General features: G+C 63.1%; 14 protein-coding genes. 9 read left to right on the forward strand and 5 right to left on the reverse strand.

Annotated features, from left to right (window positions below; all coding sequences use genetic code 11):
• The 3 genes from L6D74_RS19945 to L6D74_RS19955 all read left to right on the forward strand — a co-directional run bounded on the left by L6D74_RS19945 (position 1) and on the right by L6D74_RS19955 (position 2,671).
• Complete coding sequence (locus tag L6D74_RS19945; RefSeq protein WP_236190134.1) at positions 1 to 1,266, forward strand: ABC transporter permease; 1,266 nt, start codon at positions 1 to 3, stop codon at positions 1,264 to 1,266.
• A gap of 11 nt (positions 1,267 to 1,277) precedes the next feature.
• Entirely contained in the window at positions 1,278 to 1,796 is a 519-nt protein-coding gene (locus L6D74_RS19950) for a DUF3299 domain-containing protein (protein ID WP_236190135.1), read from the forward strand.
• 176 nt (positions 1,797 to 1,972) lie between these two features.
• On the forward strand, positions 1,973 to 2,671 hold the full coding sequence (locus tag L6D74_RS19955; protein ID WP_064599746.1) for an OmpW/AlkL family protein: 699 nt from the start codon (positions 1,973 to 1,975) through the stop codon (positions 2,669 to 2,671).
• 177 nt (positions 2,672 to 2,848) lie between these two features.
• Here the strand turns inward: L6D74_RS19955 and L6D74_RS19960 are convergent, their stop codons facing one another.
• Together L6D74_RS19960 and L6D74_RS19965 are read right to left on the reverse strand one after the other, a co-directional pair.
• On the reverse strand, positions 2,849 to 3,778 hold the full coding sequence (locus L6D74_RS19960; protein WP_064599748.1) for an NAD-dependent epimerase/dehydratase family protein: 930 nt from the start codon (positions 3,776 to 3,778) through the stop codon (positions 2,849 to 2,851).
• The gene (locus tag L6D74_RS19965; protein WP_074691645.1) at positions 3,771 to 4,655 is read right to left on the reverse strand and encodes a sugar nucleotide-binding protein; all 885 of its coding nucleotides are present in this window, start codon (positions 4,653 to 4,655) and stop codon (positions 3,771 to 3,773) included. The genes L6D74_RS19960 and L6D74_RS19965 overlap by 8 nt, the downstream gene beginning before the upstream one ends.
• A gap of 179 nt (positions 4,656 to 4,834) precedes the next feature.
• Here L6D74_RS19965 and L6D74_RS19970 point away from each other — a divergent pair, with 179 nt between their 5' ends.
• Positions 4,835 to 9,130 (forward strand): DEAD/DEAH box helicase, encoded by a 4,296-nt coding sequence (locus tag L6D74_RS19970; protein WP_236190136.1) that lies wholly within the window; start codon positions 4,835 to 4,837, stop codon positions 9,128 to 9,130.
• Here L6D74_RS19970 and L6D74_RS19975 read toward each other — a convergent pair.
• The gene (locus tag L6D74_RS19975) at positions 9,124 to 11,229 is read right to left on the reverse strand and encodes a mechanosensitive ion channel family protein (protein ID WP_236190137.1); all 2,106 of its coding nucleotides are present in this window, start codon (positions 11,227 to 11,229) and stop codon (positions 9,124 to 9,126) included. The two genes, L6D74_RS19970 and L6D74_RS19975, sit on opposite strands and share 7 nt — an antisense overlap.
• Positions 11,230 to 11,637: 408 nt before the next feature.
• On the opposite strand from L6D74_RS19975, the gene L6D74_RS19980 reads away from it, so the two are divergent.
• The 5 genes from L6D74_RS19980 (at position 11,638) to L6D74_RS20000 (ending at position 17,052) form a co-directional block, all read left to right on the forward strand.
• Positions 11,638 to 12,849, forward strand: coding sequence for an MFS transporter (locus tag L6D74_RS19980; RefSeq protein ID WP_236190139.1), 1,212 nt, complete (start codon positions 11,638 to 11,640; stop codon positions 12,847 to 12,849).
• A 216-nt stretch (positions 12,850 to 13,065) separates the two neighbouring features.
• Positions 13,066 to 13,992: a DUF72 domain-containing protein gene (locus L6D74_RS19985; RefSeq protein WP_221398189.1), complete on the forward strand. Its 927-nt coding sequence runs from the start codon at positions 13,066 to 13,068 to the stop codon at positions 13,990 to 13,992.
• On the forward strand, positions 13,989 to 14,786 hold the full coding sequence (locus L6D74_RS19990; protein WP_236190141.1) for an endonuclease/exonuclease/phosphatase family protein: 798 nt from the start codon (positions 13,989 to 13,991) through the stop codon (positions 14,784 to 14,786). Before L6D74_RS19985 ends, L6D74_RS19990 begins: the two co-directional genes overlap by 4 nt.
• On the forward strand, positions 14,783 to 16,069 hold the full coding sequence (gene clsB / locus L6D74_RS19995; RefSeq protein WP_236190143.1) for a cardiolipin synthase ClsB: 1,287 nt from the start codon (positions 14,783 to 14,785) through the stop codon (positions 16,067 to 16,069). Before L6D74_RS19990 ends, clsB begins: the two co-directional genes overlap by 4 nt.
• Positions 16,066 to 17,052, forward strand: coding sequence for a lysylphosphatidylglycerol synthase domain-containing protein (locus tag L6D74_RS20000; protein ID WP_236190145.1), 987 nt, complete (start codon positions 16,066 to 16,068; stop codon positions 17,050 to 17,052). Before clsB ends, L6D74_RS20000 begins: the two co-directional genes overlap by 4 nt.
• Positions 17,053 to 17,166: 114 nt before the next feature.
• Here L6D74_RS20000 and L6D74_RS20005 read toward each other — a convergent pair whose 3' ends face one another.
• Together L6D74_RS20005 and L6D74_RS20010 are read right to left on the reverse strand one after the other, a co-directional pair.
• Entirely contained in the window at positions 17,167 to 17,925 is a 759-nt protein-coding gene (locus tag L6D74_RS20005; RefSeq protein ID WP_236190146.1) for an alpha/beta hydrolase family protein, read from the reverse strand.
• Complete coding sequence (locus L6D74_RS20010; protein ID WP_236190148.1) at positions 17,915 to 19,021, reverse strand: DUF3182 family protein; 1,107 nt, start codon at positions 19,019 to 19,021, stop codon at positions 17,915 to 17,917. The genes L6D74_RS20005 and L6D74_RS20010 overlap by 11 nt, the downstream gene beginning before the upstream one ends.
• Between the last annotated feature and the right edge of the window lie 109 nt (positions 19,022 to 19,130).

Here is a 19,130-nt window from a genome sequence, read left to right on the forward strand (position 1 = left end):
ATGTATCTGTTCCGTCTGGCCATGGCCAGCCTCGCCAACCGGCGTTTCACCGCCCTGCTCACTGCTTTCGCCATCGCGCTTTCTGTCTGCCTGCTGCTGGCAGTCGAGCGGGTGCGAACTGAAGCCAAAGCCAGTTTTGCCAGCACTATCAGCGGCACTGACCTGATCGTCGGTGCCCGCTCGGGCTCGGTGAACCTGTTGCTGTACTCGGTATTTCGCATCGGCAACGCCACCAACAACATCCGCTGGGACAGCTTCGAACACTTCGCCAGCAACCCGAAGGTGAAGTGGGCGATCCCGATGTCCCTCGGCGATTCCCATCGCGGCTACCGGGTGATGGGCACCACCGAAGCCTATTTCGAGCATTACCAGTACGGGCGTCAGCAGCATCTGCAACTGGCGGATGGCCGCGCCTTCGCCACCGATCCGTTCGAAGTGGTGCTCGGTGCCGAAGTGGTCGAAGCGCTGCATTACAAGCTCGGCGACAAACTGGTACTGGCCCACGGTGTGGCGGCGATCAGTCTGGTCAAGCACGACGACAAACCGTTCACCGTGGTCGGGATTCTCAAGCGTACCGGCACCCCGGTGGACCGCACGCTGCACATCAGCCTCGGCGGCATGGAGGCGATCCACATCGACTGGCACAACGGCGTCCCGGCCCGTGGCAACGGCCGGATCAGCGCCGATCAAGCGCGCAACATGGACCTGACGCCGCAAGCCATCACCGCGTTCATGCTCGGCCTCAACAGCAAGATCTCGACCTTCGCCCTGCAACGGGAGATCAACGAGTTCCGTGGCGAGCCGATGCTGGCGATTCTGCCGGGTGTGGCCTTGCAGGAGTTGTGGAGCCTGATGAGCACCGCTGAAAAAGCGCTGTTCGTGGTCTCGCTGTTTGTGGTGCTGACCGGGTTGATCGGCATGCTTACGGCAATTCTCACCAGCCTCAACGAACGCCGCCGCGAGATGGCGATCCTGCGTTCGGTGGGCGCGCGGCCGTGGCATATCGCAAGTCTTTTGGTGCTGGAAGCCTTTGCTCTGGCGCTGACCGGGGTGATCGCCGGGCTGGCGTTGCTGTACCTCGGCATCGCCGCCGCTCAGGGTTATGTGCAGGCCAATTACGGGCTGTATCTGCCGCTGGCCTGGCCAAGCGAGTATGAATGGACGCTGCTCGGTGGCATTCTGGCGGCCGCGCTGCTGATGGGCAGCGTGCCGGCCTGGCGCGCGTATCGCCAATCTCTGGCCGACGGCCTGTCGATCCGTTTATGAGGATGTTCACCATGCCCCGCGCCGTGCTTGCGCTGCTGTTGCTGGTCGCCCTGCCCGTGTGGGCGGCGGCGCCAAAAGACCTGACCTGGTCGGAAATGATCCCGCCGGACGCCGCGCCCGAAGTGCCGAAAATGACGCCGCTGCACGACCTGTCGAAGATGGGCGACGCGCTGTCCGCCGAGTCCGCGCCAGCGGCCAAGCAGGACATGCCCAACGCCCCCGTGGTGCAAAGCCTCGATGGCCAGAACATCCGCCTGCCGGGCTACATCGTGCCGCTGGAAGTGAGCGAAGAAGGTCGCACCACGGATTTCCTGCTGGTGCCATATTTCGGCGCCTGCATCCACGTGCCGCCACCGCCGTCGAACCAGATCGTGCACGTAAAAAGCGAACTCGGCGTGAAGCTCGACGAGCTGTACCAGCCGTACTGGGTGGAAGGGCCGTTGCAGGTCAAGCAGTCCACCAGCGAACTGGCCGATGCCGGGTATCAGATGGAAGCGGACAAGATTTATGTGTACGAACTGCCGGAGTAAATCCGTTGCTCTGTGTTGATTGATCGATTGCCATCGCCAGCAGGCTGGCGATGAGGCCATGAAAGTTCCACAAAAATCCGGGGCATCACTGTTTCATTGAGCTGAGTCAAAAGACCGTATCAGACGGATTCGTACCATAGGACATCAAACATTTTTAACGTCCTTTGGGAGCTTCCATGAACAAGTCCTTGCTCAGCGCCTCGCTGTTTGCCCTCGCGCTCGCAGCCCCGCTCGCCCACGCCCACGAAGCCGGCGACATCATCGTTCGTGCCGGTGCGATCACCGTCAACCCGAAGGCCGACAGCTCCAGCGTCAAGGTCGATCAGGGTCCGCTGAGCGGCGCCAACCTGGGCGGCAAGGCGACCATGAGCAGCGACACCCAACTGGGCCTGAACTTCGCCTACATGCTGACCAACAACATCGGTATCGAGCTGTTGGCCGCCTCGCCGTTCGAACATGACGTGAAGCTCAAGGGCACCGCCCTGCCAGCCGCCAACGGCAAACTCGGCACCCTCAAACACCTGCCGCCGACCCTGAGCGTCGTCTACTACCCGCTGGACGCGAAATCGCCGTTCCAGCCGTACATCGGCGGCGGCATCAACTACACCTGGATCTACGACGAGCACGTCGGCAGCGAAGCCCAGTCCAACGGCTTCAGCAACTTCAAGGCGAAAAACTCCTGGGGCCTGGCCTGGCAGGTCGGCGCCGACTACATGCTGACCGACAACATCATGCTCAACGCCCAGGTGCGCTACATCGACATCGATACCCGCGCCACCGTCGAGAACAACGCCGTAGCCCCGGGCACCCGTGCACGGGTGAATGTGGACGTTGATCCCTTCATCTACATGGTTGGTCTAGGCTACAAGTTCTAAAGAACGTTCACGTGGTGGTGAATGAGGCTTGGTGGCGGGCAGCTCAGAACTGACGGCGATGTTACGCAATCGACCGGGGAGCAAGCTCCCTCGCTACAGGAAACAGGTTTGAAACCCGATTTCCGGCCGTGAAAAAGGCGCCTGTCAAAAGGCGCCTTTTTCATGTCTGCGAAAAGCTCAGCGGCCGAGCAGACGGGCCAGGCCGACGTTCATCGGCGTTGGCGTCGGGCACTTGAATCGCTCCAGCAACCGGCTGTTGTTCGCCCGCGAGTGGCGGATGTCACCGGAGCGCGCCGGGCCATAGCTGACGGGCGGCAACTCGCCGACCACCGCTTCGAGCGCGGCCAGCATCTGCTTGAGGTTGGTCGCCTGATTCCAGCCGACGTTCACCGCACCGACGTCCACTTGCGGCTTCTCGATCGCCTGCACCAGGACGTCGACCAGGTCTTCGACGTACATGAAATCCCGGGTCTGCTCGCCATCGCCGAACACGGTGATCGGCAGGCCTTTCTGCGCGCGTTCGCTGAAGATGCTGATCACCCCGGAGTACGGCGAGGACGGATCCTGGCGCGGGCCGAAGATGTTGAAGAAGCGGAAGATCGCCGGTTCCAGACCGTGCTGGCGGCGGTAGAAATCGAAGTACTGCTCGCCGGCCAGTTTGTCCGACGCATAAGGCGTCAGCGGCGCCTTGGGCGTGTCTTCGTCAATCGACTCGCCTTCGCCATTGTTGCCGTAGACGGCCGCGCTTGAGGCGTACAGCACGCGTTTGACGCCGGCCTCGCGCATGGCTTCGCAGACGTTCAGCGTGCCGATGAAATTGCTCTGATGGGTTTTCACCGGATCGTCCACCGATGCCTGCACCGAAGCGACGGCGGCGAGGTGTGCGACCGCGCTGCAACCCTGCATTGCCTGTGCGACCAATGCGGCATCGGCCACATCGCCGACGATCAGTTCGACCCTGGGATTGTCCAGCGGCAGATTGCTGCGCTTGCCGGTCGACAGGTCATCGAGGATCCGCACCGAATGGCCCTTGGCAAGCAGCGCGTCAGTCAGGTGCGAGCCGATGAAACCGGCACCGCCGGTGATGAGAACAGGGCCTTCAGCCATGACGATAAAACCTATCCAGTAAGCCCGGGAGTGCGGCACGCCAGGCGCGCGGCTTGATCCCGAAAGTGTGCAGAATTTTCTTGCAGGCGAGTACCGCGTGTTGCGGTTCTTCAGCGGCATCCGGCCGCGCGGCGTGGGCCTGGGCGGTCGGCGCTTCGATGGCCAGCGGGTGCAGGCTGCGCGCTTCGGAGAGAATCGCCTGGCCCAGCGCCAGCGGCGTGGTCGCCTCGTGGCCGGCGTAGTGGTAAGTGCCCCACAGCGGCGCGGCGCAATCGAGTTGCTTGAGCACCGAAATGATCACCCGCGCGGCATCGTCGACCGGCGTCGGATTGCCACGGCGGTCATCGGCCAGCAGCAACTCTTCCGGCTGTTCGGCACGGGCCAGGAAGCGTCCGAGGATCCCTTCCGGGCTGTCGTCGAGCAGCCAGCCGAAGCGCAGCAGCACATGTTGCGGGCAAGTGGCGCGTACGCTCTGTTCGATCCGCCACAACGCCTGACCGCGCAGGCCCAATGGCACCGGTTCGTCCTTTTCGCTGTAGGCGGTGGCGCGGGAGCCGTCGAACACTCGATAACTGGAAGGCTGCACCAGCACGATGTTGTGGTGCTGGCACAGTTCAGCCAGGCGTTCGATGGCGCGTTCCTGCCCGGCCAGACGGCTTTCACTGACGACCTCGGCCTGGAACCAGTCGAAATAGTAGGCAAGGTTGATCAATGCATCGGGACGGGTGTCGTCGAGCAATTGGGTCAGGCTCGCGGCATCCCAGCCGTCTTCGGGCGGGCGGGGGGCGAGGAAACCGATGTCTTCCTCCGCACCGAGGCGAATCAGCGCCTGCCCAAGGGCATTTCCGCCGCCCAGTAACATAAGGCGCATTCGCATAGAGTCAGCAGGCCCAGTCTGATTGGAACGATGGCTTTGGCGACGATGCTTTGTGACACCGTCGTCGATAATTGCCGGAATCGTTGCATTTTGCGGGTTTAGTGCGCAACCGTCACCCGTAAAGTGTAGATCCCGAGCGGTACTTGCAACTTCGCCCACCCACCCGCATAACTGGAGCCATGAATCTGCCCCTTCCCACGGACGCGGCGCTGGCAGGCTTTCACCCCGCCGTCAGCGCCTGGTTCAGCAGCACCTTCCCGACGGTAACCGCCGCCCAGGCCCGCGCATGGCCGTTGATCCGCCAGCGCCGTTCGACGCTGATCGCCGCGCCCACCGGTTCCGGCAAGACCCTCACCGCGTTCCTCGCCGTGCTCGACGAACTGGTCCACCGCGGCCTGGAAACCCCGGAAGGTCTGCCGGACGAAACCCTGGTGGTCTACGTTTCGCCGCTCAAGGCGCTGTCCAACGACATCCGCATCAATCTGCAGAACCCGCTGGCCGGGATTACTGAGCAGCTACCCCAAATGGATCTGCCGGCGCTGGAAATCACCACCGCCGTGCGCACCGGCGACACCCCGCAGAAGGACCGCGCGGCCATGCGCAAGAGCGCGCCGCACATACTGGTGACCACCCCGGAATCGCTCTACGTGCTGCTCGGCTCCGAGTCCGGGCGAAAAATGCTCGGCACCACGCGCACCGTAATCGTCGACGAGATCCACTCCATTGCCGCCGGCAAACGCGGCAGTCACCTGGCCCTGAGCCTTGAACGCTTGCAGGCGCTGTGTCCTGAACCCCTGACCCGCATCGGCCTGTCGGCCACGCAAAAACCGATCGATGCGGTGGCGCGGTTTCTGGTCGGCCATGAGCGCCCCTGCGACATCATCGACATCGGCCACGCGCGCCCACGGGATCTGGGCATCGAAGTGCCGCCGGTGCCGCTGACGGCGGTGATGGCCAACGACGTCTGGGAACTGGTCTACGACCGCCTCGCAGCACTGGCCCGTGAACACCGCACCACGCTGATTTTCGTCAACACCCGACGTCTGGCCGAGCGCCTGAGTCGACACCTCAGCGAACGCCTCGGCAAACACGCGGTGGCGGCGCACCACGGCAGTCTGGCCAAGGAGTTTCGCCTCGACGCCGAACAACGGCTCAAGCGTGGCGAGCTGCAAGTGCTGATCGCCACCGCCTCGCTGGAGCTGGGCATCGATATCGGCGAAGTCGACCTCGTCTGCCAGATCGCTTCACCGCGCTCAATTGCCGGTTTTCTGCAAAGAGTCGGCCGCTCCGGGCACCAGGTCGGCGGCACGCCCAAGGGGCGCCTGTTCGCCACCACCCGCGACGACCTGATCGAATGCGCTGCCCTGCTCGACTGCGTGCGCCGGGGTGAACTCGATACGCTGCACATCCCCGAAGCGCCGCTGGATGTGCTGGCGCAGCAGATCATCGCCGAGGTCAGTTGCCAGGAATGGGCCGAAGACGATTTGCTCGCGCTGTTCCGCCGGGCCGAGCCCTACGCCCGCCTTGACGAAAAACATTATCAGGCGCTGCTGGGCATGCTCGCCGAAGGCTACAACGGCCGTCAGGGCATCCGCAGCGCTTATCTGCACCGCGACGCCATCAGCCGAACCCTGCGCGGACGGCGCGGTGCAAGGCTGACGGCAGTCACCAGCGGCGGCACCATCCCCGACAATGCCGACTACAGCGTCTTTCTCGAACCCCAGAGCCTGAACATCGGCAGCGTCAACGAAGACTTCGCCGTGGAAAGCATCGCCGGCGACGTGTTCCAGCTCGGCAACGCCTCTTACCGGATCCTGCGGGTGGAAGCCGGCAAGGTGCGGGTCGAAGACGCCCGGGGCCTGCCGCCGACCATTCCGTTCTGGCTCGGCGAGGCGCCGGGACGCAGCGATGAACTGTCGGCGGCCGTGGCGCGCCTGCACGCGCAGCTCGATCAACTGCTCAGCGCCAGCCCCGGCAACCTGCAACCGGCCCTCGACTGGCTGACCGACACCCTCGGTCTGAACCTGGACAGCGCCGAACAACTGGTGGATTACCTGGCCCGCGCCCGCCTCGCCCTCGGTGCCTTGCCGTCGCGAGACACGCTGCTGATGGAGCGGTTTTTCGACGAGTCCGGCGGCACCCAGTTGATCATCCATTCGCCATTCGGCAGCCGAATCAACCGCGCCTGGGGCCTGGCCCTGCGCAAGCGTTTCTGCCGCACCTTCAACTTCGAATTACAGGCCGCCGCCAGCGAAGACGCGATCGTGCTGTCGCTGTCCACCAGCCACAGTTTCGAACTCGATGAGGTCTGGCGTTACCTGCACAGCAACAGCGCCGAGCACATCCTGATTCAAGCGGTGCTGGATGCGCCGCTGTTCGGTGTGCGCTGGCGCTGGAATGCCGGGGTGGCGCTGGCCCTGCCGCGCTTCACCGGCGGGCGCAAGGTCGCGCCGCAATTGCAGCGGATGAAAAGCGAAGACCTGATCGCCAGTGTGTTTCCCGATCAGATCGCCTGCCTGGAAAACCTCGCCGGTGAACGGGAAATTCCCGAGCATCCGCTGGTGGAACAAACCCTCGACGATTGCCTGCACGAAGCGATGGACAGCGAAGGCTGGCTCGAACTGCTGCGGCGCATGGAGCGCGGCGAAGTGCGCCTGATCGCCCGCGACCTGCCGGCGCCCTCGCCGTTGGCGGCGGAAATCCTCAGCGCCCGCCCTTACACCTTTCTCGACGACGCGCCGCTGGAAGAGCGTCGCACCCAGGCCGTGCTCAACCGCCGCTGGAGTGATCCGCAATCCACCGACGACCTCGGCGCGCTGGACGCCGACGCGATCAACGCCGTGCGCGAAGAAGCCTGGCCGACGCCGAACAGCGCCGATGAAATGCATGAAGCGCTGATGAGCCTGGCCTGCATCAGCGACCGCGAAGTCGAGGCCAATCCGCATTGGCGCGATTGGCTGAATGCTTTGGCCGAAACCGGGCGAGCCTGCCGATTGCAGATCGATCCCGAGCACTCACTGTGGCTGGCGAGAGAACGCCTGACCTGTCTGCAAGCGCTTTATCCACAGGCGCATTCTGAACTGGCCGCGTTGCCCGGTTTCGACGAACCATGGGCAGCCGATGACGCACTGATCGAAGTGATCCGCGCGCGGCTCGGCGCATTCGGCCCGCTACCGCTGGCAGCGATTGCCGAGCCGCTGGCCCTGATGCCGGCCGCTGTTCATCAAGCTCTCGCTCATCTGGAGCGTGAAGGTTATGTACTGCGCGGCCAGTTCACGCCGGGATCGACCGTTGAAGAATGGTGCGAACGCCATCTGCTGGCGCGCATTCACCGCTACACGGTCAAGCGTCTGCGCCGGGAAATCGAGCCGGTGGCGTTGCAGGATTTCATGCGGTTTCTGTTCGACTGGCAGCATGTGTCCCCGTCCACCCGTGGTCAGGGCAACGCCGTGTTGCCGGCGATTGTCGGCCAGTTCGAAGGCTACCCGGCCGCCGCTTCGGCCTGGGACAGCGACCTCCTTCCGGCGCGGCTCAAGGATTATTCACCGAGCTGGCTGGATGATCTGTGCCGCAGCGGCAAACTGGTATGGACGCGCCTCAGCGCCCGGCAAAACAGCAGTGGCACGGCATTGCGCAGCACCCCCATCGTGTTGCTGCCGCGCAGTCAAGTCGGCTTGTGGAGCGCGCTGGCCGAGCAGACGCCGGTCAGCGAACTGTCGCCCAAAACCCGCAAGGTGTTCGACGCGCTGAGCCAGCACGGTGCGTTGTTTTTCGATGAGCTGATTCATGAAGCACACCTGCTGCGCACCGAGCTGGAAATCGCCTTGCAGGAACTGGTCGGCGCCGGGCTGGTGAATGCCGACAGCTTTGCCGGATTGCGGGCGCTGATCACCCCGGCGAGCAAGCGCCAGCAGCGCAGCAGTCGACGCGGGCGCGGGGCGTTTGTCGGTGGCATGGACGATGCGGGGCGCTGGGCGCTTTTGCGTCGCGGGCCGGTGGTGGAAAACCGTCAAACGGCGTCGCCTGAAACCCTCGAACACATCGCCATGACTCTGTTACGCCGCTATGGCGTGGTGTTCTGGCGCCTGCTGGAACGCGAGGCCGATTGGCTGCCGAGCTGGCGCGAACTCCTGCGCACGTTCCATCGACTGGAAGCGCGGGGCGAGATTCGCGGCGGGCGCTTTGTCAGCGGTCTGGCCGGCGAGCAATTCGCCCTGCCCGAGGCGATTCCGCTGCTGCGCGAAGTCCGCCGTCGCCCCCATGACGGCAGCCTGATCGCGGTGTGCGGCGTCGATCCGCTGAATCTCGCCGGCACCTTGTTGCCGGGGGCGAAAGTGCCGGCGCTGGCGAGCAATCGGCTGGTGTATCGCGATGGGTTGCCGGTCGCTGCCGAGGTCGCGGGCAAGCCGCAATTCTGGGTGGAGCTGGACTCCGCCGCCATGAGCGAAATCCGCAACAAGCTCACCCATCACTGAGTGCGCGCCTGCTCCGGCAACACCACCGACGAATGCACCGGCGCCACCTCTTCTTCATGTCGCTTGGGCAGCAAAACCTGCTGTGGATAAGTCTGCGCGAAATGCACCCACGGGCTGTTATCCACAAGCTTTTTCAGGCGCTGGTTGAACGCGCGGCTCACCGCGTATTGCCCGCCCGAGACCGTGCGGAACTGCGCGGTCAGCACCACGCCGTTCAGGTCCATCCTGTCCACGCCGAACACATCCAGCGGACCCTGCAGGTTGTACTTGAGGAACGGGTCTTCGCGAATCGAATCCCCCGCCTCGCGGATCAGCTCGATGGCCTTGTCGACATCAGTGTCATAGGTGAACTGCACCGAGAAAAACGCGAACGCAAACTGTCGCGATTGATTGGTCACGGCCTTGATCTGGCCGAACGGCACCGAGTGCACGAAGCCCTTGCCGTCGCGCAGGCGCAGAGTGCGAATGGTCAGTCCTTCGACCGTGCCGGCGTGCCCGGAATCGAGCACCACCCAGTCGCCGATCGACAGGGTGTCTTCGATGATGATGAACAGCCCGGTGATCACGTCCTGCACAAGTTGCTGCGAGCCGAAACCGATGGCCAGGCCGACTACCCCGGCACCGGCCAGCAGCGGCGCGACGTTGATCCCGAGATTGGCCATGGTGGTGATCGCGCAGATCACCACCAGGATGATTTTGATCGCATTGCGCAGCAGCGGCAGGATGGTTTTCACCCGGGTGCTGGGCTGGCGCGCCGAGCGTTTGCTGACCGGTGGTTTGAGTGCTTCCTGAATCGCCGTGTCGAGCACCACCCACAACAGCCACGTCACGAGGAAGATCAGACCGATGCTGCTCAGGGCATTGCTGATCGCCCGACCGACCGTGCTGCTCTGCGCAAAATCGAGCAGCGACACCCCCCAGATCCGCCCGAGAATATCGATGAACGCAATCGCAATGACGATCCGCAGCAAGGCGTGCAACAGGCTGAGAAAGCGTTCCTTGTAGGCACTGCTGCGCTGGATCGCCTCGGCTCTGCGCGACTTGAAAAGATGCTGAAGAATCGTGCTGAGAAACACCGTGCCGATCAGCAGCACCGTGGTGAACAACGCGCAGCGCAGGGCTTTCTGGTTGTCCTCGCCGATGCCGATCAGGTTGACCGCCGAGACCAGCACCATCAGCACGATCGGCCAGTACCAGAGCCCGGAAAAAATCCTCAGGGACTCCTGCAGCGACGGCTGTTTCAGGCGCTGGGCCAGCGGGCGATTGCGGATCAGGTGCGCCACCGGCCGACGCAGGCGAATCACCAGCAGGCCGAAGATGATCGACGCCAGCAGACCGGTGAACACCGCAATGCTGCTGGTGATGTTGCCGCCCAGTTGCCGGGCGATCTGCGGGCTGGTCAGGGCGTCACTCAACGCGGCGAGAAAGCCGATCAGGAACAGCGGTTTCGGGCAGTAGTCGCGGATGATCTGCACGGCGCGGCGCTTGTGGCCGACGTTGAACATCACCACCACGCACAACAGCATCGACGTGGAAAATATCCCGCTGCTGGTGGCGTAGGCAAAACACAGCGCCAGCGCTCGCCCCACCGAGGCCGACAGAAAATGGCTGACGTACAGGGTCAGCGGCAGGCAGATCAGCGCGGGCAGCGTGTAGGGCAACAGGTAACCGAGCAGGTCCTGACTGCGCTGGCGGGTGCGTAGCCAGCGCCCTTCCCGCAGACGATTGCCCAGCACGCTGCCGAGCACCGTCAACACGGCAAACGTGCCCAGCCACACGCCGGACAGCATCATGAAATCCCCCGCCACGCTCCAGCCTGAGCGGTTCGAAGGTTGATTGACCAGCCTGTCGACTTCATCCGCCGCCCGATCGGCGCGCAGGCGCCAGGCGTCGACCAGATGTTCGTTGAGGTCGAGCTTGTCCTGCACGTCGTCAATGCTGGAACTGATGGCGCCGAGCAGTCCGCCCTGCACGATCGGTTCCGGTTTGGCCGGCTCTTCACTGGCCGCCGGAACGCCCGGCAGGCTGGCGGCTTGCACTGCATGGCCGCCGAACAACAGCAATGCCCCCAATAGAATCGCGATCCTGAACCTGGTCAAAACGCAGAGCTCCCTTGGTTGAACCTGTAAGGAACTGATCGACATTTGACCGACAAAGTTCAAGAGCCCCCTCACCCCAGCCCTCCCGAAACGTCGGACCGCCCGGAGGGAGAGGGAGCCGACCGAGGTGTTTTCACGAGTTACATCGACCTGCAAAGTTCGTTTTGTTCTCAAGTCCGAGAGCCGGCCTATGCTGCGTCGAAACCTGAGTATGGCTCGGTGTATCACGTCGGCGTAACTCAAAAGGACACATCGATCAGTCCCCTCTCCCCCCGGGAGAGGGTTAGGGTCACTGGGTGCTTTTGATCTTTGCGCCCAGATCAAATATCAAATGCCCATCCCTGTATTTTTCCACCCCCACCAAACCCCGACACTGCGCTCCATTCAATCCCCAACCGGAGTGCCGTCATGCCCATTGCCCTGCTCGCGCTGACCCTCAGCGCTTTCGCCATCGGGACGACCGAGTTCGTCATCGTTGGCCTGCTTCCCACCATCGGCGCCGATCTCGGCGTCAGCTTGCCGTCCGCCGGTCTGCTGGTCAGTCTCTACGCCCTCGGCGTAGCCGTCGGTGCGCCGGTCTTGACCGCCCTCACCGGCAAAGTCCCGCGCAAACTGTTGCTGCTGTCGCTGATGGTGCTGTTCACCCTCGGCAACCTGCTGGCCTGGCTGGCGCCGAGTTATGAATCGCTGGTATTGGCGCGGATCGTCACGGGTCTGGCCCATGGCGTGTTCTTTTCGATCGGCTCGACCATCGCCACCAGCCTGGTGCCCAAGGAGAAAGCCGCCAGTGCGATTGCGATCATGTTCACCGGCCTGACCGTGGCGCTGGTCACCGGCGTGCCGCTGGGCACGTTCATCGGTCAGCATTTCGGCTGGCGTGAAACCTTCCTCGCCGTGTCAGCACTGGGCGTGATCGCGTTTATCGGCAGCCTGCTGTATGTGCCGAACAACATTGCCCACAGCAAACCGGCGTCGCTGTTGCAGCAATTGCAGGTGCTCAAGCAACCACGCCTGTTGCTGGTGTACGCCATGACCGCCATTGGCTACGGCGGCTCGTTCATCGCCTTCACGTTCCTGGCGCCGATCCTTCAGGACATCTCCGGTTTCAGCGCCGGCACCGTCAGCCTGGTGCTGCTGGTGTACGGCGTGTCGGTCGCGGTGGGCAACCTCTGGGGCGGCAAACTGGCGGACAAACGCGGGCCGATCAGCGCGCTGAAAATCATCTTCGCCCTGCTCGCCGCCGTGCTGTTCGTGCTCACCTTAACCGCCGCCAACCCGTGGCTGGCACTGGCCACCGTGCTGGTCTGGGGCGCGGTCGCCTTCGGCAACGTGCCGGGCTTGCAGGTGTACGTAGTGCGGCAGGCTGAACATCACACACCGCACGCCGTGGACGTGGCCTCGGGGCTGAACATTGCCGCATTCAACCTCGGTATTGCCGGTGGCGCGTGGGGTGGTGGTCTGATCGTCGAGCACATCGGCCTGATTCACACCGCGTGGATCGGCGGCCTGGTGGTGCTGGTGGCACTGGCCCTGACCGCCTGGAGCGGTCGCCTTGATCGCCTGGGCCCGGTGTACGCCGAACCCGCCGAAGGCTCGGCCCGGATCGTCACCGGGCACTGATCCGGAAAATGCCCCTGTGGGAGCGAGCCTGCTCGCGATTGCGGCAGCACATTCAAAATTGATGTGCCTGACAATCCGCTATCGCGAGCAGGCTCGCTCCCACATTTCCAGGGTGCTGCCGCACAAATACCGTCCGTAATCCCGTCGAAACTTTCCGCGACCGCCCGCAGTCATCCACAGACAGAGGCCGTATGGGGACTTTCGACGGGAGGCGGCATGGCTACGATTCATATCGGCATTTCAGGCTGGCGTTACGCCCCGTGGCGCGGGGACTTTTACCCGAAGGGGCTGGCGCAGAAACGCGAATTGCAGTTCGCCTCTCGGGCGGTCAACAGCATCGAAATCAACGGATCGTTCTACGCCTTGCAGCGGCCTGAACGTTATGCCCAGTGGTACGCCGAAACGCCGGACGATTTCGTGTTCAGCATCAAGGCGCCCCGTTTCATCACCCACATCCGCCGTCTGCGCGATATCGAAAAACCCCTGGCCAATTTTTTCGCCTCCGGGGTGCTGGAACTGAAGGAAAAACTCGGGCCGGTCCTTTGGCAATTCCCGCCCAACTTCACTTTCGACCCCGTGCGTTTCGAAGCCTTTCTCGACCAGTTGCCCCACGACACCCAGGCCGCTGCCGCCCTCGCCCGTCAGCACGACTCACACCTGCACGGCCACGCGAGCCTGAAGGCCTACGGCAAAAAACCGCTGCGCCATGCCGTGGAAATCCGCAACGACAGTTTCATCGATCCCGACTTCGTGCGCCTGCTCAAGCGCTACAACACTGCGCTGGTGATCGCCGACACCGCCGGGAAATGGCCGTACCGCGAAGACCTCACCAGTGACTTCGTCTACCTGCGCCTGCACGGTGCCGAAGAACTTTACGCCAGCGGCTACACCCCAGCTGCGCTGCGACGCTGGGCCGAGCGGATTGATGACTGGCACCATGGCCGGCAACCGGGCGACGCCCATTTGATCGCCCCGCGCCTGAAGCCTCGGGCGCGTAAATCCCGTGAGGTTTTCTGCTACTTCGACAACGACATCAAGGTCCGCGCGCCGTTCGATGCCCGCAGCCTGCTGCAGCGCTTCGATCTGGATAAAACACTCGAAACCGTGCCCGGCGAACCGGCTGCCGAGGGGGTACTCGCATGAGCATTCCCGAGCCGCTCGGCTTCACCGACGAGCAGTCCACGGTCATCACCACCGAGCGCCGTTTCACTGTGCTGACGGTGAACACCCACAAGGGTTTCACCGCCCTGAACCGGCGCTTCATCCTGCCGGAATTGCGCGAAGCGGTGCGCAGCGTGTCCGCCGACGTGGTGTTTCTTCAGGAAGTGCACGGCACCCACGAACATCATCCCAAGCGCTACAACAATTGGCCGACGATGCCGCAGTACGAATTTCTTGCCGACAGTCTCTGGCCGCAGTTCGCCTACGGCCGCAACGCCGTGTACCCGGAGGGTGATCATGGCAATGCGGTGCTGTCGAAATTCCAGATCGTGCGCCATGACAACCTCGACGTGTCGATCAGCGGCCACGAAAACCGCGGGCTGTTGCATTGCGTGCTGCGCCTGCCGGGAGACGACCGTGAAGTGCACGCGATCTGCGTCCATCTGGGTCTGCGCGAAAGCCATCGCAACGATCAGTTGGCTCTGCTGAAAAAGCGCCTGGCCGAACTGCCTGAGGATGCACCGGTGATCGTCGCCGGCGATTTCAATGACTGGCGCCAGCGCGCCGATGCCTTGCTTGAACCCTGTGGCCTGCGTGAAGTGTTTGCGGCGCATCACGGCAAACCGGCGCGCAGTTTTCCCGCGCGCCTGCCGCTGCTGCGCCTGGACCGCATCTACGTACGCAACCTCAAGACCAGTCAGCCCAAAGTGCTGGCGAACCGTCCCTGGTCACACCTTTCCGACCATGCACCGCTATCGGTGGAGATTGAACTATGAGCAGTGCACCGCTGGAGAAATCCGCCGTAGAGCCGGTCAGCATCAACCCACCCGTGCGCCAGCCCGGCACCGTCGATGTCGAGTATCGCTGGCAGGGTAACAACCGCGTCGAGTTGCTGGAAAACGGCGAAGAGTATTTTCCCCGGGTGTTCGAAGCGATGCGCGCAGCGAAAAGCGAAATCCTGCTGGAGACCTTCATCGTCTTCGAAGACAAGGTCGGGAAAGAGTTGCAGGAAATTCTGATCGATGCCGCCCGGCGTGGCGTGCGCACCACCGTCAGCCTCGACGGCTTCGGTTGCGGCGAATTGAGCACCGGCTATCTCGCCGCGCTGAGTGAAGCCGGCGTGCATTTGCAAATCTTCGATCCGGCCCCCAAGCATCTGGGTATTCGCACCAACTGGTTCCGCCGTTTGCACCGCAAGATTGTGGTGGTCGACGGGCTGGTTGCGTTCATTGGCGGGATCAATTTTTCCGGCGATCATCTGGCCGATTTCGGTCCCGAAGCGAAGCAGGATTACTCGGTGGAAATTCAGGGCCCGGCGGTGGCCGACATCCATCATTTCGCCCTGCTGCAAAGCGGCCGGCCGGGACGCGCAAGGTTCTGGTGGCAACGCCGTCGACAGCGGCGCGCCGAGATGGCATTTGATGATCACGACGGTCAGGTGCGTCTGGTGTTCCGCGACAACGATCGCCACCCCACCGATATCGAAGACGTCTATCTGCAGGTGCTGCGCCGCGCCCAACGGCGGGTGGTGATCGCCAACGCCTACTTCTTTCCTGGCTACCGCCTGCTGCGCGAGCTCCGCAACGCCGCCCGGCGCGGAGTCGAGGTGCGGCTGATTCTGCAGGGGCAGCCGGACATGCTGGTGGCCAAACTCGCCGCGCGCATGACCTACGACTACCTGCTCAAGGCCGGGGTGCAGATTCACGAATATTGCGAGCGGCCGCTGCACGGCAAAGTGGCACTGGTGGACGAGGAATGGAGCACCGTCGGCTCGAGCAATCTCGATCCACTGAGCCTGTCGCTGAACCTGGAAGCCAACGTGCTGATCCGCGACCGCGCCTTCAATCGCCACCTGTTCGAACGCCTCGAAGACCTCAGCCACAACCACTGCAAGGCGATGGACGCCACGAAATCGCCACGCGGACGGATCTGGCACATGACCGTGGGCTTTCTGGTGTTTCACTTCCTGCGGCATTTTCCGGCCATGGCCGGTTGGCTGCCGGCGCACAAGCCACGACTCAAACCCTTTTCCCATGCCGCCGGGAGCGATCCTTCATGAGCCAATCCGAAGCCCACGCGGCGGTGCATCCGGCACCGGCGAGCAAGTCCCGCTGGAGTCGCTGGAAACGTCCGCTGACCCTGCTGTTTTTTCTGGCGCTGATCGTCCTGCTGACAATGTTCGCCAGTCGCATCGAATGGGCCGAAGTGCTGCAAACCCTCGCCGACTTCAAGGTGCGCACGCTGATCATCGCCTCCAGCCTGACCTTGCTGAGCTTTCTGGTGTACGCCAGTTTCGACCTGATCGGCCGCACTTATATTCGTCAGGACCTGACGTGGAAACAGATCCTGCCGGTGGGCGTCATCAGCTATGCATTCAACCTCAACCTCAGCGCATGGGTCGGCGGGATCGCCATGCGTTATCGGTTGTACTCGCGGCTCGGGGTGAGCAAAAGCAACATCGCCAAGATCCTCGGTCTGAGCCTGGCGACCAACTGGTTCGGCTACATGACCATCGCCGGCGTGGTGTTCGCCAGCGGGCTGGTGCGCATGCCACCGGGCTGGAAAGTCAGCAGCGGCGCGTTGCAGGGCATTGGCGTGTTGCTGCTGTTGGTCAGTGTCGGTTATCTGGTTGCCTGCCAGTTTTCCCGGCGTCGCGAGTGGTCGATTCGTGGGGTGGAAATCAACCTGCCGTCGCTGCGCATGGCGGTTCTGCAATTGCTGCTCGGGGCATTGAACTGGTCGCTCATGGCAGCCGTGATTTTCACCTTGCTGCCGAGCAAACTCGACTATCCGCTGGTGCTCGGAGTGCTGTTGATCAGCGCGATTGCCGGGGTCATCACCCACATTCCCGCTGGGCTCGGCGTGCTGGAAGCGGTGTTCGTGGCGCTGCTGCAACACGAGGCTTCGCGCGGCAGTCTGGTGGCGGGGCTGCTGGCGTATCGGGCGATCTATTTTCTGCTGCCGCTGCTGATCACCGTGGTCATGTATCTGGTGGTAGAAGCCAAGGCCAAGGCGTTGCGGATCGAGAAGAAGCCGTCCTGATTTTTTTGTTATGGCTGGTGGCCCCTTCGCGAGCAAGCCCGCTCCCACAGGCAGAACGCATTCCAAACGTGGGAGCGGGCTTGCTCGCGAAGGCGTCCGAAGAGACAGCACAAATCATGTGGACTGAATGATGCTCAACCGCTCACCCACCACCATCTCGGTGATCCAGTCGACCAGGATCGAGGTGTAGGCCTGCTGCGAGGTCGGATCGCTCAGGGCATGGTCGGCGCCATCGATGATGCGGTGGGTCAGCGAATGGGTCTGCTGGCACGCGGCGCGGTAACTCATGATGGTCGCGTGGGGCACGTACTCATCGGTTTCCGACTGCACCAGCAGCACGTCGCCAGTAAATTGCGAGCAGGCGTGCAAGGCGCGGTTACTGTCGGCGCGGATCAGCGTGCTGCGATAATCGCGCAGGTCGGCCTTGTCCAGCTCGCGCTTGGGCGTGTGCCATTGCTCGTCGCGGTACAGCGCCGGCACCCGCAGCGCCAGCCAGCGCACCGGGCGCAGCGAGGTGAGGATCGAGGCGAGGTAACCGCCATAGCTGGTGCCCACCACCGCGATGGCCGAAGTATCCAGCGCCGGGTGGGCGAGCAGCCGGTCGTAGGCCGCCAGCAAGTCACGCAGATTGTCTTCACGGGTGACCCGGCTCAGCGGAATGCCGGTACCGCCGGTGTGCCCGCGCAGGTCGAACGTCAGACACACACAGCCCAGACCGGCGATGCCTTTGGCCCGTTCCAGATCCCGCTCCTGGCTGCCACCCCAGCCGTGTACGAATAACACGCCGGGGACTTTCGATTTGGGACTGAGGAAGGTCCCGCTCATCTTTTCATCATCAATGTCGATTTGAATGCTTTCGCTTCTAGCCGTCATAGGATTTGACCATCACGTATTTGAGAAGAAAGTCGCTGTTTTCGGCCGGCCCGCGATACACCTCAATGGCATCCGCCGGCAGGGCTTGATCGGTATAGGTTTCCACCGATGACACGCGGATCGCGCGCATCGAAGGATCGTTGACGAAACTTTGCAACGCCGCCACTTCCGCGCTGCTGGCGCCGCCCATGCGCCAGGACTGCTCGAGCACGCCACTGCGCGGCCGGCCTTCGCTGTCCAGGCCCTGGGCGATGTCGTAATTGCGGCGCGAGGCATAGAAGCGCGGATAGGCCTCGTCCGCCGCCCGGTCGAACACCTGCGCCTGCCGGATCGCCAGACGCACGTCGTCGGGCAGATCCAGCGCCAACAGATCCTCATAACCGCCCTGCACCACCAGCAGGTTCGAGCCGCCGTACACCTCTTCGCCGTGGGCGTCCTTGGTCAAGTATTGATCACCGCAGTAACTCAGCACCCTGCCGCCGATGAACGACTGGCCGACGCTGTGGGTAACCACCTGACTCAAATCCTGCTCCAGCACCACGCCATCGCTGAACAGTTCTCCAGCCTCGGGTCGGGCGAGGATTTCGTCGAACGCATCGAGACTCTTGATCACGTCCTGCCCACGCCCGGCACAGGCATGGATCGGCTTGATCCGGATCGGGCCGCTGTACAACAGATGTTCGGCGGCGGGCCGTGCATCCTCAAGCGCAAAAACACTGAGCCCGTCCAGCACCACGGTGCGCACCCGTTCGGAAAACAATGGCGACCAGCCTTGCGGCGCATGAGCCTGATGGCTGCGCAAACCGTGGCTGATGGCTTTGGTGCAGATGAAATCGTGCTCGACAAAACCGCCCCACAAATCGTCCGGGCCGCTCACGCCCAGTTCGCGGGCCGCAGCGCCAACGAGAGTCTGGGTCGGCAGCAGATAAATATCCCGGCCGCGATGTTTTTCAGCGTCGTAACTGCCGCCAAACTTGAGGCCGAGGATCTGCGCCAGCCATCGCGCGAGGGCCTTGTTGGTCTGCAGTTCATGTTGTGGTGCGCCGGGCCGGACCGAATGGGCGACGACCACTTTCCTGCGGGATGTCGGGGTCATGCGTCCCCCTCCAACGGCGGGTTGAATGTAGGTCAGAGGGTGCAGAGATCAGGCCAACCGGGGCTCGCCTGAAACACTCTGAAAATCAGCCACTTGAAAAACCCGTACT

Source organism: Pseudomonas pharyngis (assembly GCF_021602345.1).
In the GTDB taxonomy this organism is placed as follows: domain Bacteria; phylum Pseudomonadota; class Gammaproteobacteria; order Pseudomonadales; family Pseudomonadaceae; genus Aquipseudomonas; species Aquipseudomonas pharyngis.

What these genes read in the sequence shown, in the direction of transcription:
- L6D74_RS19945 (WP_236190134.1), top strand. Translation starts at nt 1, where the DNA reads ATGTATCTGTTCCGTCTGGCCATGGCCAGCCTCGCCAACCGGCGTTTC.
- L6D74_RS19950 (WP_236190135.1), top strand. Translation starts at nt 1,278, where the DNA reads ATGCCCCGCGCCGTGCTTGCGCTGCTGTTGCTGGTCGCCCTGCCCGTG.
- L6D74_RS19955 (WP_064599746.1), top strand. Translation starts at nt 1,973, where the DNA reads ATGAACAAGTCCTTGCTCAGCGCCTCGCTGTTTGCCCTCGCGCTCGCA.
- L6D74_RS19960 (WP_064599748.1), bottom strand. Translation starts at nt 3,778, where the DNA reads ATGGCTGAAGGCCCTGTTCTCATCACCGGCGGTGCCGGTTTCATCGGC.
- L6D74_RS19965 (WP_074691645.1), bottom strand. Translation starts at nt 4,655, where the DNA reads ATGCGAATGCGCCTTATGTTACTGGGCGGCGGAAATGCCCTTGGGCAG.
- L6D74_RS19970 (WP_236190136.1), top strand. Translation starts at nt 4,835, where the DNA reads ATGAATCTGCCCCTTCCCACGGACGCGGCGCTGGCAGGCTTTCACCCC.
- L6D74_RS19980 (WP_236190139.1), top strand. Translation starts at nt 11,638, where the DNA reads ATGCCCATTGCCCTGCTCGCGCTGACCCTCAGCGCTTTCGCCATCGGG.
- L6D74_RS19985 (WP_221398189.1), top strand. Translation starts at nt 13,066, where the DNA reads ATGGCTACGATTCATATCGGCATTTCAGGCTGGCGTTACGCCCCGTGG.
- L6D74_RS19990 (WP_236190141.1), top strand. Translation starts at nt 13,989, where the DNA reads ATGAGCATTCCCGAGCCGCTCGGCTTCACCGACGAGCAGTCCACGGTC.
- clsB (WP_236190143.1), top strand. Translation starts at nt 14,783, where the DNA reads ATGAGCAGTGCACCGCTGGAGAAATCCGCCGTAGAGCCGGTCAGCATC.
- L6D74_RS20000 (WP_236190145.1), top strand. Translation starts at nt 16,066, where the DNA reads ATGAGCCAATCCGAAGCCCACGCGGCGGTGCATCCGGCACCGGCGAGC.
- L6D74_RS20005 (WP_236190146.1), bottom strand. Translation starts at nt 17,925, where the DNA reads ATGACGGCTAGAAGCGAAAGCATTCAAATCGACATTGATGATGAAAAG.
- L6D74_RS20010 (WP_236190148.1), bottom strand. Translation starts at nt 19,021, where the DNA reads ATGACCCCGACATCCCGCAGGAAAGTGGTCGTCGCCCATTCGGTCCGG.